This window comes from Actinoplanes ianthinogenes (genome assembly GCF_018324205.1).
Lineage (GTDB): Bacteria > Actinomycetota > Actinomycetes > Mycobacteriales > Micromonosporaceae > Actinoplanes > Actinoplanes ianthinogenes.
In genome coordinates this window covers 2,394,325-2,408,550 of sequence record NZ_AP023356.1, presented here as the reverse complement: position 1 = coordinate 2,408,550, position 14,226 = coordinate 2,394,325, and the positions used below count along the sequence as shown (strand labels likewise).

Sequence of the window (14,226 nt, the reverse complement as noted above, 5' to 3'; positions counted from 1 at the left end):
CGGATGTTTTGATGCCCCGGCGAGTCTCGACCGAGATCCCGGGGGCTTACGGAAGGCTGTTTCCCGTGCACCTGGCCGAGTCCGCCAGCTCCAACCCACTGGGGCTGTTCCTGCCCTTCATCCTGATCATCGGTGTCATGTATTTCCTGATGATCCGGCCGCAGCAGAAGCGGCGCCGCGAGGCGGCGGAGATGCAGAACAAGCTCGGCGCCGGCGACCAGATCGTGACCATCGGCGGCCTGCACGGCACCGTGGTGTCCGCCGAGGATGACGTGGTCAGCCTGGAGATCGCGCCGGACGTCGTGGTCCGGTTCGCCCGCCCGGCCATCGCCCGCGTGGTCACCCGCGCCGACGAGCCGGCCGCACCGGTCGAGGACGAGCCGGTCGCCGCCGAGCCGGTCGCCGAGGAGCCGCAGAGCCCGGTCGTCGACGTCCGCAAGCAGGACTGACAACACCACCCCCCGGACCGGCCCGAGGCGCCTGCGCCATCGGGTCCGGTCCCATCCGGCCGCCGTCCGACCGTCGACGGCCGGCCACCGATCGACAGAGCCGCGCGGCCGCGCGGCCGGAACACAGGGAGACCGAACGCCGTGGCACGACCACCACAGGGACAGATGCATCCCGGACGCCAACTCGGCGTGCTCGGCCTGATCTTCGTCGTCCTGTATCTGCTGGTCTTCTTCGCTGCTGACGCCAAGGGCAGTTTCACCGAGCGCCTGCAGCCGAAGCTGGGCCTCGACCTGCGTGGCGGCACGCAGGCGACGTACATCGCGACCCAGGCCGGCGGGGTGCCGACCAAGGAGTCGATGGAGGAAGCCCAGGCCATCATCGAGAAGCGGGTGAACGCTCTCGGTGTCTCCGAGGCCGACGTGGTCATCCAGGGCAACAACACCATCGTGGTCTCCCTGGCCGGTGAGGCGAAGGACGAGCTCAAGGACCTCGCGCAGGCCGCGAACATGCGGTTCCGGCTGCTCACCGCCACCACCGGTGACGTCTCCGCGAGCGCGCTGAACCCGGCGCCGCCGTCGGCGAGCCCGTCGGTCAGCGGCGCCCCGTCGGCGAAGCCGTCCAGCTCGGCCGGAGCCAAGCCGGCCGCCAGCGGCAGCAGCGTGCCGAAGGTGAAGGCCAGCTCGTCGGCGAACACCGGTGGCCAGGGTGGCGGCGAGGCGGTGCCGAGCGGCACCCCGTCGGCCAAGGCCTCGGCTGCCCCGTCGGCGTCGGCCGCGGCTCCGGCCGCCACGCCGACCAAGGCCGCCCCGGACGCCCCGGTCACCGCGGACGTCAAGGCGCAGCGCGCGGCGATCGAGAAGAAGGTCGGCGCCAAGCTCTGGGCACAGGCCGAGGCGCTGAAGGCGCCGGTCGACCTGAGCACCGACCCGAAGGCGGGCCTGCCCTACAAGCCGTTCGCCGCGCTGACCCCGGCCGAGGTGGCCGCGCTCAGCCCGGAGATGCAGTTCAACGTCCCGACGATCAGCTGCGACCAGCTCAACAAGCGGCCGAACGGCTCGATCGACAATCCGGACACCAAGGTGGTGGCCTGCTTCCAGAACGTCGCCAAGGTCACGCTGGACCAGGCGAAGGTGGTCGGTGACGACATCTCCAGCGCCAGCCCGCAGCTCGACCAGCAGACCGGCCGCTGGGTGGTCTCGCTGGACTTCAAGAGCGAGGGTCAGAAGAAGTGGGCCGACCTGACCCGGGTGGCGTACAACGCGACCTCCGGTGACCCCTGCTTCGCCGCGGTGCAGGCGCTGTACCCGAACGGCGCCGAGCACTGCGCGGTCGCGGTCGTGCTGGACAAGGAGATCCTCTCCGCGCCGCAGATCCAGGGCGTGCTGACCGGCTCCTCCCAGATCACCGGCGATTTCGACGTGGTCAGCGCCAAGAAGCTGGCCGACCAGCTGAAGTTCGGCGCGATCCCGGTGACCTTCTCGGCCGGCCCGATGCAGACCGTCTCGGCGACCCTGGGTCTCCAGCAGCTCGAGGCCGGTCTGATCGCCGCCGGGATCGGCATGGCCCTGGTGGCGGTGTACGCGTTCTTCTACTACCGCCTGCTCGGCTCGGTCATCTTCCTGAGCCTGCTGCTCTCCGGTCTGCTCACCTTCGGCGCGCTGGTCTTCCTGGGCCGCAGCATGGGTTACACGCTGACCCTGGCCGGTATCGCCGGTTTCATCGTGTCACTAGGTGTGGCGGCGGACTCGTTCGTCATCTACTTCGAGCGGCTCAAGGACGAGATCCACGAGGGCCGGACGCCGCGCAGCGCGGTCCCGCGGGCATGGCACCGGGCCCGTCGTACGATCATCTCGGCGAACACCATCACGATCATGTGTGCGGTGGTGCTCTACGTCGTGTCGATCGGCGCGGTGCAGGGCTTCGCCTTCGCCATGGGCCTCTCCACCGTGCTTGACTTGCTCGTGGTGTTCCTGTTCCGGCACCCGATCATGACCATGTTCGCCAACACCAAGGCGTTCCTCTCGCCGCGGGTCAGCGGGCTCGGCCGGGTCCTGCGCCGCAACTCGACCGAGGAGTCCGTCTCCTCGCGTGTGAAGGAGGCCTGACATGGCCCGTCCCGGTCTCGCGTCCCGCCTCTACGCGGGTGAAGCGAACATCAACATCGTGGGCCGCCGGAAGATGTGGTTCACCGTCGCGGCCGCGCTGGTGCTGATCTCGATCGGCAGCTTCGTGATCCGCGGCTTCGAGCTCGGTATCGAGTTCGCCGGTGGCACCTCGTTCAGCGTGCCGGCCTCGGCCAGCGGCAAGACGCTGACCAAGGACGAGATCCAGACCGCGGTCGACAAGGCGGTCACCGCGGCCAACCCGGAGGCGACCACCACCGCCGCGCAGAAGGTCGGCGACGGCCCGGACGCCAGCTACACGGTGCGCGCCTCGGCGCTCACCGCGAGCGAGTCCGAGGTGGCCAAGACCGCGATCGTCAACGACCTCGGGGTCAAGGCCGAGGACATCAGCGACAGCCAGGTCTCGCCGGCCTGGGGTGGCCAGGTCAGCCAGAAGGCCCTGCTCGGTCTGATCATCTTCCTGGTCCTGGTGGTCGGGTATCTGGTGGTCCGGTTCGAGTGGCGGATGGCGGTGGCCGCGCTGGCCTCGCTGCTGCTCGACCTGGTGCTGACCGCCGGCGTCTACTCGCTCGTCGGCTTCGAGGTCACGCCCTCCACCGTGATCGGCTTCCTGACCATCCTGGGCTACTCGCTGTACGACGTGGTGGTGGTCTTCGACAAGGTGCAGGAGAACACCCGCGGCATCACCGCGGGCAGCAGCCGCACCTACGCCGAGGCGACCAACCTGGCCGTCAACCAGACCCTGATGCGCTCGCTGAACACCGGTCTGGTGGCCCTGCTGCCGGTCGGCGGCCTGCTCTTCATCGGTGCCGGCCTGCTCGGCGCCGGCACCCTGAAGGACCTGGGCCTGGTGCTCTTCGTCGGCATGGGCTTCGGGGTCATCTCCTCGATCCTGTTCGCCGCGCCGGTGCTGAGCGCGCTCAAGGACCAGGAGCCGAAGATCAAGGCGCACAACGCCCGGGTGCTCGCCCGCCGGGCGAACAAGTCCGACGACGTGGCCCGCGGCACGCGGACCCGTCCGGCGAACGCCACCGACGCGGACGTGCAGCCGGCCATGGCGGGCAGCTCGACGCCGCGTCCGGGCGCCCGCCCGGCGACCCGCCGCACCGGCAACCGCCCCGGCAACAAGCGGTAAAGCCCGGCAGCCCTCGAAGGCCCGTCATCGCAGCGCGGTGGCGGGCCTTTAGGCTGTCCGCCGTGACTACCGAGAGAACCCCGGACGAGCTGGCCGCCCTGGTCGCGGGCGCGAGCATCGACGTGCCGGACTTCCCCAAGCCGGGCGTCGTCTTCAAGGACCTGATGCCGCTGTTCGCCGACGGCCCGGTGTTCCGCCAGGTGGTCGACGGGATCGTGGCGCACCACGGGGCCGGCTCGTTCGACGTGGTGGCCGGTGTGGAGGCGCGCGGCTTCCTGCTGGCGGCGGCGCTGGGCTACGCGACCGGCGCCGGGGTGGTGCCCATCCGCAAGGCCGGGAAGCTGCCGCGCAAGGCCCTGTCCGCCTCGTACGCGCTCGAATACGGCGAGGCCACCCTCGAGGTGCACGAGGACGCGTTCATCGCCGGACAGCGCGTCCTGGTGGTCGACGACGTGCTCGCCACCGGGGGGACCGCGGCGGCCGCGATGGACCTGGTGGAGCGGGCCGGCGGCACCGTCTCCGGCTTCAGCGTGCTGCTGGAGCTCGGCTTCCTGGACGGCCGGGCGAAGCTGAGCCCGCGCACGGTACACGCCCTGTTGACCGTTTGATCCGGTTTAACCATTGTTCCTCCACCCGGTCCGGCCGATTCCGCTGGTTCGGCCGGGCCATTCGCGATGTCGGTGCGGGTAGGATGGTCGTTCCAGAGGGCCACCCCTGGAGAAACTCGACTTCATCGGGCGTCCCGCACCGGTGGAGACCATGGCGCAGGTGATGAGGAGGCCGGTGTCCAGCGACGTCGTCCCTCCGGCGGAGGGCACGGTGCAACCGACCCAGAACTCGCGGACCGGCTCGGGCGATGCCACGCCCGTCGAGGCGGCCAGCGCTGACGACAAGGTTCCGGCCGACGGCGGCACGACCAACGGGGCCAACGGATCCGACCCGGAGAGCACCCAGCCCTTCACGCCGACCGAGGAGTCCGGGTTCGGCGGTTTCGCCAGCGCGCCCACCGGGCGGCGGGTGCGTGCCCGCCTGGCCCGGTTCAACGCGCCGTGGCAGAGCACGCAGGTCAGCGAGGTGCTCGAGCCGCTGATCGCCACGCACCGGGCGAGCCACCCCAAGGGTGACGTCCGCCAGCTGCAGAAGGCGTTCGACGTCGCCGCCCGCTGGCACTCGGGGCAGTATCGGAAATCCGGCGATCCGTACATCACGCACCCGCTCGCCGTCGCCACCATCCTGGCCAATCTGGGCATGGACACCACGACGCTGGTGGCCGCCCTGCTGCACGACACGATCGAGGACACCGACTACGGCCTCGAGCAGATGCGCAACGACTTCGGCGCCGAGGTGGCGCTGCTGGTCGACGGCGTCACCAAGCTCGACCGGGTGAAACTCGGTGACGCGGCCAAGGCCGAGACGATCCGCAAGATGGTCGTCGCGATGGCCAAGGACCCGCGGGTCCTGGTGATCAAGCTGGCCGACCGGCTGCACAACATGCGGACCCTCACCTTCCTGCCCCGCGCCAAGCAGGAGCAGAAGGCGAAGGAGACGCTGGAGATCCTGGCTCCGCTGGCCCACCGGCTGGGTATGAACACGATCAAGTGGGAGCTCGAGGACCTGGCCTTCGGCACCCTGTTCCCCAAGCGGTTCGAGGAGATCAACCGGCTGATCGGGGAGCACCAGCCGCAGCGTGAGGCGCTGCTGCGCCAGGTGACGAACAGGGTGAGCCTCGACCTCAAGTCGGCGAAGATCAAGGCCGAGACCACCGGCCGTCCCAAGCACCTGTACTCGATCTATCAGAAGATGATCGTCCGGGGCCGGGACTTCAACGACATCTACGACCTCGTCGGCGTCCGCATCCTGGTCGACACGGTCCGCGACTGCTACGCCGCGCTCGGAGTGATCCACGCGAACTGGCAGCCGGTGCCGGGCCGGTTCAAGGACTACATCGCGATGCCGAAATTCAACATGTACCAGTCGCTGCACACGACGGTCATCGGCCCGACCGGCAAGCCGGTCGAGATGCAGATCCGGACGTTCGCGATGCACCGCACCGCCGAGTTCGGCATCGCCGCGCACTGGAAGTACAAGGAGCAGAAGGGCGCGACGATCGTCGGCCCGCCGGCGCACATCGACGAGATGACCTGGCTGCGGCAGCTGCTCGACTGGCAGCGGGAGGCGAGCGACCCGTCCGAGTTCCTGGACGCGCTCCGCTTCGACCTCTCCAGCCAAGAGGTCTACGTCTTCACGCCCAAGGGCGACGTGATCCCGCTGCCGACCGGTTCCACGCCGGTCGACTTCGCCTACGCGGTGCACACCGAGGTCGGGCACAAGTGCATCGGCGCCCGGGTGAACGGCAAGCTGGTCCCGCTCGAGTCGACGCTCTCCAACGGCGACGTGATCGAGATCTTCACGTCCAAGTCCAGCACGGCCGGTCCGACGCAGGACTGGCTCGGCTTCGTGAAAAGCCCGCGGGCGCGGACGAAGATCCGGCAGTTCTTCAACAAGGAGCGCCGCGAGGAGGCGATCGAGGAGGGCAAGGACGCGATCGTCAAGGCGATGCGCAAGCAGGGCCTGCCCCTGCAGCGCATGCTGACCAGCGAAAACCTGACGACGATCGCGCGTGACCTGCACCTGGCCGACGTCTCGTCGCTGTACGCCGCGGTGGGCGAGAGCACCGTCTCGGCCCAGTCCGTGGTCGCCAAGCTCGTCGCCGGGTTCGGTGGCGAGGAGGGCGCGGTCGAGGACATCGCCGAGACCGCCGTCGCGACCCGCCCGCCGCGCAACCGCAGCACCGCGCAGGACCCGGGCGTGGTGGTCAAGGGCGTCTCGGACGTCTGGGTCAAACTCGCCCGCTGCTGCACCCCGGTGCCCGGCGACGCGGTGTTCGGCTTCGTCACCCGGTCCGGTGGGGTCAGCGTGCACCGGGAGGACTGCGCCAACGCTCAGGACCTGCGCGAGCAGGAGGAGCGCGTGGTCGAGGTGAGCTGGAAACCGACGTCCGCGTCGACGTTCCTGGTCGCCATCCAGGTGGAGGCGCTGGACCGGCACAAGCTGCTGGCCGACGTGACCCGGGTGCTCTCCGAGGAGCGGGTGAACATCCTGTCCGCGACGGTCACCACGACGCGGGACCGGGTGGCGGTGAGCCGGTTCACCTTCGAGATGGCCGACCCCAAGCACCTCGGGCACCTGGTCGCGGCGGTCCGCAAGGTCGACGGCGTCTTCGACGCCTACCGGGTGACCTCCGGCGCCTGAACGTCGAGAGACAACGAAAAAGCCCCGGGTCGCCCCGGGGCTTTTTCGTCACGCGCTGATCAGGCCGCGGCCATCGTCAGCGTCTTGATGTTGACCTCGAGCTTGGGGTGACCGTCACCCTGCCCGTTGGCGTTGTCACTGCCGGCCTTGCCGACCTTGTCCACGATGTCCATGCCCTTGGTCACGGTGCCCAGGATGGTGTACTCCGCGGGCAGCGAGTCCGCCTTGATGTCCTCGCCCCAGACGATGAAGAACTGGCTGCCGGTGGTGCCCGGCGTCTGGGTGCGGGCCATCGCGAGGGTGGCCTTCGGGTACGTCGGGTCCTGGCCGAGCGGCAGGTTCTCCTCGGCGTACTTGAAGTTCGGCCCGCCCTGGCCGTCGGTCTCGCGGTAACCCTTGCCGGTCGCGGTCGGGTCGCCGCACTGGAGCACCTTGATGCCCGCGGTGGTGAGGCGGTGGCACTTGGTGTTGTCCCAGAACTTCTTGGACGCCAGGTACTCGAAGGCGGCGGCGGTGCACGGCGACTTCGACTTGTCCACCGCGGCGGTGATGACGCCGAGGGCGGTGTCGAGGGTGAGCGTCGCCTTGCCCACGTTCGGCACGGTGGTCGGCGGGGTGCCGCCGGTGTCCTTGATGCCGGGGCCGCCGGTCGTCTTGTCCTCCGGCGTCCAGCTGCACGCGACGGTGCCGGCCGCGTTGGCGGTCGACTTCTTGTCGTCCTTCTTCAGCACGGAGACGATCCACACGGCCGCGCCGGCGACCACCACCACGGCCAGGGCCGAGCCGATGATCGCCTGCTTGCGGCGCCGGCTCTTGGCCGCCGCGGCACGCTCGGCCATCTCCTTCTCGAGCCGCGCCCGCGCCGCCGCGCGCTGCCGGTCCTTGATCGACGACACGTCGTTCCTCCTGCTGGTCTCTTCCGAACTCATGACTGCGCGCTCACCGAGGGTGCGGCCGTGGCGGCGGCATCCGCGCCGACGGTCAGGGATGTGATGGTGATCTTCTGCGAAGGCTTGACCTTGTCACCGGCGTCATCGGCCACCGTGGTGATTTTGCCGATTTTCGCCAGCGTGTCCAGACCGCCGGTCACCTTGCCGGCGATCGAGTAGGGCGCGTCGGTGGTCGGCGCGTAGTCCTTGAAGAAGATGAGGAACTGGCTGCCGTTGCTGCCGGCCGGGTTGCCGATCAACGTCACGGTGCCTTTGGGGTAGAGCACGGCGGGTTTCGCGGCGGCGCTGGCGCTCGGCGCGGGATCCGGCGTGACCGGCGCGTTCTCGTCGTAGAAGCTGTAGAGCGGCCCGCCGTTGTTGGTGCCGCTCGGGTCGCCGCAGTGCACCGCGCCGATCGAGAGGATCTCGTGGCAGTCGGTGTTGTCGTAGAACTTCTTGCCGGCCAGGTGGGTGAAGCTGGCGGCGGCACAGGGGGCGCTCGCCACGTCCAGGCTCACCGCGATCGGGGCACCCTGGTTGGTGCTGATCGTCATGGACTCGGTGCCGGTGGTCGGCAGGTTCTTGGTGGGCGGCGTCCCGACGTCCGTCTTCTCCGGGTTGTCGGATTTGTTGAGGGGCGACCAGAGGCAGGTGTCCGCGGCCTCGGTGGTGGTCTTCTCGTCGCTGTCGAACGCCCCGCCGATCCAGGCGCCACCGACCGCGACCAGCACGACCGCCACGGCGATGCCGGCGCCGGCCAGCATCCGGCGGCGACGCCGCTCCCGAACGGCCCGGCGAGCCATCTGGCGATCGAATTTCGCGCGCGCGAGCTTGCGCTGCCGGTCCTTGCTGGGAGCCACTAACGCTGTCCTTCCCTGTGCATGTCAAGGGGTGCGGCACGCCACACGCCCGCAAGAGTGTACGGGTACCTCCTGAGAAAGTGGTGTGCGGCTGCCCAGCTAGGCTCGTTACGATTCGCACCTGTTTTTGTGAGGGGGTCAGGCTCGTGCTCGTCGCCAGCTGTGAGGCGCAGGCCTTCGGCACCAACTGTTATGTGGTGGCCGCCGCGCCCGGCGAGCAGTGCTTGATCGTCGACCCCGGGATCGGTGTGCTCGACCAGCTGGACGCGTTGCTCGCGCAGCACCGGCTGTCGCCGGCCGCGGTCCTGCTCACCCACGGTCACCTGGACCACACGTTCTCCGTCGCGCCGGTCTGCGGCGCGCGCGGCATCACGGCATATGTGCACCCCGGCGACCGGGAGATGCTGGCCGATCCGGCCAAGGGGCTGAGCGTCGACCTGACCGCGCTGTTCGGCGGCCGGATCCAGTATTCGGAGCCGGACGACGTCGCCCCGCTGGTGGACGGCGCGGTGCTGAGCATCGCCGGCCTCGAGGTCACCGTCGACCACGCGCCCGGCCATACCGGCGGGTCGGTGCTGTTCCGCCTGCCCGGAGCAAGCTCTTCCTGGGACGCGGAAGAGGTCTGTCTCTCCGGGGACGTGCTCTTCGCGGGCTCGATCGGACGCACCGACCTGCCGGGTGGCAGCACCCCGACGATGATGGCCAGCCTGCGGGACAAGATCCTGCCGCTGACCGACGACACCGTCGTGCTGCCCGGCCACGGACCGGCCACCACCATCGGCCGTGAGCGCGCGTCGAACCCGTACCTGCGGGAGCTGATCGCGGCGCCCGGCCGCTTCCTCTAGGAGATTCAGTGCCCATTTCCGGCTTCCCTGAGTGGCTGCCGTCCCAGCGCATCGTCGAGCAGTACGTGCTGGATAAGATCCGATCCACCTTCGAGCTCTACGGTTTCGCGTCGCTGGAGACGCGTGCGGTCGAGCCCCTGGAGACGCTGCTGTCCAAAGGGGAGACCTCCAAAGAGGTGTACCTGCTGCGCCGGCTCCAGGACACGACCGATGCGCCCGCCAAGGGCGAGGACCAGCTGGGGCTGCACTTCGACCTGACCGTGCCGTTCGCGCGGTTCGTCACGGAGAACCACGGCAAGCTGCAGTTCCCGTTCCGCCGCTACCAGATCCAGAAGGTGTGGCGGGGCGAGCGGCCGCAGGAGGGTCGCTATCGCGAGTTCCTCCAGGCGGACATCGACGTGGTCAACCGGGACACCCTGCCGTTCCACTTCGACACCGAGATGCCCCTGGTGATCGGCGACGTCTTCCGGTCGCTGCCGATCCCGCGGGCCGTCATCCTGGTCAACAACCGGAAGGTGTGCGAGGGGTTCTACCGGGGGCTGGGCCTCGAGGACACCGCGCAGGTGCTGCGGACCGTCGACAAGCTCGACAAGATCGGCCCGGACAAGGTGGCCGCGCTGCTGGTCGAGACGGCCGGGGCCACCGACGCGCAGGCGCAGGCGTGCCTGCGGCTCGCCGAGATCTCCACCTCCGACGCGTCGTTCGTGGACGCGGTGAAGGCGCTCGGTGTCAGTGACCCGCTGCTCGACGAGGGGCTCGGCGAGCTGGCGCAGGTGGTCGAGGCGGCCAACGAGCACGCGCCGGGTCTCATCCGGGCCGAGCTGAAGATCGCCCGCGGCCTCGACTACTACACCGGCACGGTGTACGAGACCCAGCTGCTCGGCTACGAGCGGTTCGGCTCGATCTGCTCCGGCGGCCGGTACGAGAACCTCGCCTCGGTGGGCAACACCCGCTTCCCCGGCGTGGGCATCTCGATCGGCGTCTCGCGGCTGCTCGGCCTGCTCTTCGGGCAGAACGCCCTGAGCGCCTCCCGGTCGGTGCCGACCTGCGTGGTGGTCGCGCTGCCCAGCGAGGACCAGCGGGCCGAGTGCGACCGGATCGCGGCCGCGCTGCGCAAGCGGGGGATTCCGACCGAGGTGGCGCCGACCGCGGCGAAATTCGGCAAGCAGATCCAGTTCGCCGATCGGCGGGGCATCCCGTACGTCTGGTTCCCCGGCTCGCCGGACACGGTCAAGGACATCCGCTCCGGGGAGCAGGTCGAGGCGGACGCCTCCTCCTGGACCCCGGCGGCCGCCGACCTGCACCCGGTGGTCACCGGCATCTGACGGTACGACGAGGGGCGCGCCGCCCGCGCGGCGTGCCCCCGCCGGTCAGGTGTGCAGGACGAAGTACGCGGTCGAGTGGTCGGCGCTGAGGAACAGGTCGCCGCGTTTCGCCCCGGTCGCCTTGAGCTCCGCGTACTCGTCGCTGTGCAGCCAGCCCGGATCGGCCGGGACGAACGGGGCGAGGCCCGGCCACATCGCGGCGGGCGTACCGGAAACGGGGTCCTCGTCGTCCAGCGGCGCCCAGTCGTAGGCCGCCGCGAGCCGCGTCCCGTCCTCCGGGCGCAGCCGGATCACCCCTTGATAGCCCCAGTCGCCCGGCCCCGGCACCCCTCGGGTGCAGGGTGCGCCGGCCTCGGTCAGGTGATAGTGGACCTCGAGGTAGCCCCCGATCCCGGGCAGGTCCGCCTCGGTCCACCGGTGCGCGGTGTAGACGTGGTCCAGGGCCGCGTCGACGCCGTCCTGACAGTGGTCCACGTTGCGCTCCTGCCAGGCCAGCGGGATCCCGCAGGCGATCAGCGTCAGCACGCTGAGCCCGATCGACACCTGCACCGCCCTCTTCATCAGCGCGAGCCTAGTGATCCCCGGCAATCCCGCGCCGCGCCGGAGCGGCGGGTCAGGCCTTGGGCAGCTCGAAGAGCAGGCAGCTGGAGGTGGCGTGGGCGACCAGGCGGCCCTGGGCGTCGGTGAGGCGGGCCTCGGCGAGGGCGGTGCGGCGGCCGCTCTGCAGGACGGCGCCGGTGCAGGTGAGGGTGCCGGAGGTGACGGTGACGGCGCGCAGGAACTTCACGTTCAGATCCATGCTGGTGTAGCCGACGCCGATCGGGAGGGTGGACTGGACCGAGCAGGCGGCGGCGGTGTCCAGCAGCGTGGAGATGATGCCGCCGTGCACGGTGCCGATCGGGTTGTAGTGGAACTCCTGCGGGTCGAGCGTGATGGTGACGCTGCCGGGCTCGGCGTGCAGGCCGCTGCCGCCGATGAGCTGGAAGATCGGCGGGGGCGGGACCTCGCCGGCGCTCATCGCCCGCAGGATGTCCAGGCCGCTGCGGGTGGCGAGCAGCTTGACGTGCTCGGACGGGTCGGTCCAGGAGAAGGTGCGGGTCCGGGAGGCGACCGGAGCATCCTGAGTCTGCGTCATAGATGCAGGCTGGCATCGGCTTGCTGCGTCTGTCAACGAGACCTAGCCTGGTCGGATGGTCGGTCACGTCACACCTCCGGCGGCCCTCGAATGGGACGTGGACAACTGCACCATCGGGCGGGCGATGGCGATCCTCGGCGAGAAGTGGACGATGGTCGTGCTGCGGGAGGTCTTCAACGGCATCCGGCGGTTCGACGACATGCGGGTGCGCACCCGGATCCCGCGCCAGGTCCTGGCGAACCGGCTGGCCGACCTGGTCGAGCACGGGGTGCTGCGCCGTGAGCCCTATCAGGAGCCCGGCGCCCGGGTCCGGCACGAGTACCGGCTGACCCCGAAGGGCTTCGACCTCTACCCGGTGCTGATCGCGCTGGCCGGGTGGGGCGACCGTTACCTGGCCGACCCGGAGGGGCCGCCGATCGAGTTCGTGCACCGGGACTGCGCCGCCGAGCTGCGCGTCGCGATCCACTGCACGGAGGGGCACACGGTGACCGATCAGCGCGACGTCGTGTCCCGTCCGGGGCCGGGTGCGCGGCGGAGGAATCCGGAGACCTAGATTCCTCGGCGTGTGGAGTGAGACCGGGCCGGTGTTCCGTGCCCTCTGGATCGGCGTGCTGGCCAGCAACATCGGCACCTGGATGCAGACCGTGGGCGCCCAGTGGCTGGTGGTCGGGGAGCCGGACGCGGCGACCTGGGTCAGCCTGGTCCAGACCGCCACCACCCTGCCGGTGCTGCTCTTCGCGCTGCCCGCGGGCGCGGTCGCCGACGCTGTCGACCGGCGGCGGCTGCTGCTGGGCGTACAGTCAATTCTCTTTCTGATCGCGGCGGCGCTGGCCGCGCTGACCGCGCTGAGTGACGTCGGCCCCGCGCTGCTCCTGATCTTCACTTTCCTGCTCGGGTGCGGGCAGGCGCTGACGCTGCCGTCCTGGCAGGCGGTGATCCCGGAGGTCGTGCCGCGCGACGCGCTGCCGTCCGCGTCCGCGCTCGGCGCGGTCAACACCAACCTGGCCCGGTCGGCCGGTCCGGCGCTGGCCGGTCTGCTGGTCGCGCAGTTCGGCTCGGCGCTGGTGTTCGCGCTGAACGCGGTCTCCTTCGCGGTCTTCGCCGTGGTGCTGCTGCGCTGGCGGCGCCCGCCGGACCCGCCCACCGCACGGCCCGAGCACCTCGCCTCGGCGCTGCGGGCCGGTGGGCGCTTCGTCCGCTGGTCGCCGGTGATCCGCCGGATCCTCGGCCGGGTGCTGCTCTTCGTGCTGCCCGGCAGCGTCGTCTGGGGACTGCTGCCGCTGGTCGCGCGGCAGGAGCTGGGGATGGGCGCGAGCGGTTACGGCATCCTGCTGGCCGCGCTCGGGGTCGGCGCGATCGCCGGCGCGCTGCTCATGCCGCGGGCCCGCCGGCTGCTGCGCACCGACCAGATGATCGTCGCCACCGGCGCGGTCCACGGCGCCGCGCTGCTGGTCGTGGCGCTGGTCCCGAACCGGTACGCGGTCACGGCGGCCCTGGTCGCCGCCGGGCTGGCCTGGATGATGCTGGTCTCCCGGATGAATACGGCGATGCAGCTGAACCTGCCGAACTGGGTCCGTGCCCGGGCGCTCGCGATCTATCAGCTGGTCTTCGCCGGCGGGCAGGCGCTCGGCGCGCTCGCCTGGGGTCAGTCGGCCGAGGCCTTCGGCCTGCGGCACACCTTCGCTCTCGCGGCGGGCTTGATGCTGGCGGGGACCCTGACGGTACGCCGGTGGTCCGTACACACCCACGAGGACGAGGACCGCACCCCCGCGGTGTTCTGGCCGGAGCCGCACCTGATGCTGCAACCGCACCCGGCCGACGGCCCGATCCTGGTCTCCGCCACCTACCGGGTGACCGGCGCCGACCCGGCCGCCTTCGTCGCCGCCATGCGCGAGTTGCGCGGCTCCCGGCAGCGCACCGGCGCGACCCAGTGGGGACTGTTCCGCGACGGCGCCGACCCGGCCCGCTTCGTCGAGGTCTATCTGGTCGCGACCTGGGAGGAGCACCTGCGCCAGCATCGGGGCCGGCTGACCGAGGCGGACGAGCAGATCGAGGAGCGAGCGATCGCGCTGGCCGACGGCCCGCCGGAGGTGCGTCATCTGCTGCCCGCGGAGCATTCTGATTAGCCCGATGTTTCGGTTTTGTTCCGATTAACCTCAACGGTGGCCCGGT

General features: G+C 70.2%; 13 protein-coding genes. 9 read left to right on the top strand and 4 right to left on the bottom strand.

Annotated features, from left to right (window positions below; translation table 11 throughout):
• Positions 1–11: 11 nt before the first annotated feature.
• The 5 genes from yajC (at position 12) to Aiant_RS11025 (ending at position 6,960) form a co-directional block, all read left to right on the top strand.
• The gene (gene yajC / locus Aiant_RS11045; protein ID WP_189333296.1) at positions 12–449 is read left to right on the top strand and encodes a preprotein translocase subunit YajC; all 438 of its coding nucleotides are present in this window, start codon (positions 12–14) and stop codon (positions 447–449) included.
• A gap of 165 nt (positions 450–614) precedes the next feature.
• Positions 615–2,555 carry a protein translocase subunit SecD gene (gene secD, locus Aiant_RS11040; protein WP_189333297.1) on the top strand — a complete coding sequence of 647 codons (1,941 nt, stop codon included), beginning with the start codon at positions 615–617 and terminating at the stop codon, positions 2,553–2,555.
• 1 nt (position 2,556) lies between these two features.
• Complete coding sequence (gene secF, locus Aiant_RS11035) at positions 2,557–3,708, top strand: protein translocase subunit SecF (protein ID WP_189333298.1); 1,152 nt, start codon at positions 2,557–2,559, stop codon at positions 3,706–3,708.
• 62 nt (positions 3,709–3,770) lie between these two features.
• Positions 3,771–4,316: an adenine phosphoribosyltransferase gene (locus Aiant_RS11030; RefSeq protein WP_189333299.1), complete on the top strand. Its 546-nt coding sequence runs from the start codon at positions 3,771–3,773 to the stop codon at positions 4,314–4,316.
• 175 nt (positions 4,317–4,491) lie between these two features.
• Complete coding sequence (locus Aiant_RS11025) at positions 4,492–6,960, top strand: RelA/SpoT family protein (protein WP_189333300.1); 2,469 nt, start codon at positions 4,492–4,494, stop codon at positions 6,958–6,960.
• Between the two features lie 59 nt (positions 6,961–7,019).
• On the opposite strand, the gene Aiant_RS11020 is transcribed toward Aiant_RS11025, so the two are convergent.
• Positions 7,020–7,889 (bottom strand): peptidylprolyl isomerase, encoded by an 870-nt coding sequence (locus Aiant_RS11020; RefSeq protein ID WP_189333301.1) that lies wholly within the window; start codon positions 7,887–7,889, stop codon positions 7,020–7,022.
• Positions 7,886–8,749, bottom strand: coding sequence for a peptidylprolyl isomerase (locus Aiant_RS11015; protein WP_189333302.1), 864 nt, complete (start codon positions 8,747–8,749; stop codon positions 7,886–7,888). The genes Aiant_RS11020 and Aiant_RS11015 overlap by 4 nt, the downstream gene beginning before the upstream one ends.
• A gap of 146 nt (positions 8,750–8,895) precedes the next feature.
• On the opposite strand from Aiant_RS11015, the gene Aiant_RS11010 reads away from it, so the two are divergent.
• Both Aiant_RS11010 and hisS read left to right on the top strand, forming a co-directional pair.
• Positions 8,896–9,594, top strand: coding sequence for an MBL fold metallo-hydrolase (locus Aiant_RS11010; RefSeq protein WP_189333303.1), 699 nt, complete (start codon positions 8,896–8,898; stop codon positions 9,592–9,594).
• Positions 9,595–9,602: 8 nt separating this feature from the next.
• On the top strand, positions 9,603–10,919 hold the full coding sequence (hisS, locus tag Aiant_RS11005; RefSeq protein WP_189333304.1) for a histidine--tRNA ligase: 1,317 nt from the start codon (positions 9,603–9,605) through the stop codon (positions 10,917–10,919).
• 45 nt (positions 10,920–10,964) lie between these two features.
• Here hisS and Aiant_RS11000 read toward each other — a convergent pair whose 3' ends face one another.
• Positions 10,965–11,480: a hypothetical protein gene (locus Aiant_RS11000; protein ID WP_189333305.1), complete on the bottom strand. Its 516-nt coding sequence runs from the start codon at positions 11,478–11,480 to the stop codon at positions 10,965–10,967.
• 52 nt (positions 11,481–11,532) lie between these two features.
• Complete coding sequence (locus tag Aiant_RS10995) at positions 11,533–12,054, bottom strand: PaaI family thioesterase (protein WP_189333306.1); 522 nt, start codon at positions 12,052–12,054, stop codon at positions 11,533–11,535.
• Positions 12,055–12,109: 55 nt separating this feature from the next.
• Here Aiant_RS10995 and Aiant_RS10990 point away from each other — a divergent pair, with 55 nt between their 5' ends.
• Together Aiant_RS10990 and Aiant_RS10985 are read left to right on the top strand one after the other, a co-directional pair.
• Positions 12,110–12,607 (top strand): winged helix-turn-helix transcriptional regulator, encoded by a 498-nt coding sequence (locus Aiant_RS10990; protein WP_189333307.1) that lies wholly within the window; start codon positions 12,110–12,112, stop codon positions 12,605–12,607.
• A 10-nt stretch (positions 12,608–12,617) separates the two neighbouring features.
• A complete protein-coding gene (locus Aiant_RS10985; RefSeq protein ID WP_189333308.1) occupies positions 12,618–14,180 on the top strand; it encodes an MFS transporter in 1,563 nt (520 codons plus the stop codon).
• Positions 14,181–14,226: the final 46 nt, after the last annotated feature.

Bases quoted from the DNA above. Each gene is read 5' to 3' on its own strand.
- yajC (WP_189333296.1), top strand. From the start codon at position 12: ATGCCCCGGCGAGTCTCGACCGAGATCCCGGGGGCTTACGGAAGGCTG.
- secD (WP_189333297.1), top strand. From the start codon at position 615: ATGCATCCCGGACGCCAACTCGGCGTGCTCGGCCTGATCTTCGTCGTC.
- secF (WP_189333298.1), top strand. From the start codon at position 2,557: ATGGCCCGTCCCGGTCTCGCGTCCCGCCTCTACGCGGGTGAAGCGAAC.
- Aiant_RS11020 (WP_189333301.1), bottom strand. From the start codon at position 7,889: ATGAGTTCGGAAGAGACCAGCAGGAGGAACGACGTGTCGTCGATCAAG.
- Aiant_RS11000 (WP_189333305.1), bottom strand. From the start codon at position 11,480: ATGAAGAGGGCGGTGCAGGTGTCGATCGGGCTCAGCGTGCTGACGCTG.
- Aiant_RS10995 (WP_189333306.1), bottom strand. From the start codon at position 12,054: ATGACGCAGACTCAGGATGCTCCGGTCGCCTCCCGGACCCGCACCTTC.
- Aiant_RS10990 (WP_189333307.1), top strand. From the start codon at position 12,110: ATGGTCGGTCACGTCACACCTCCGGCGGCCCTCGAATGGGACGTGGAC.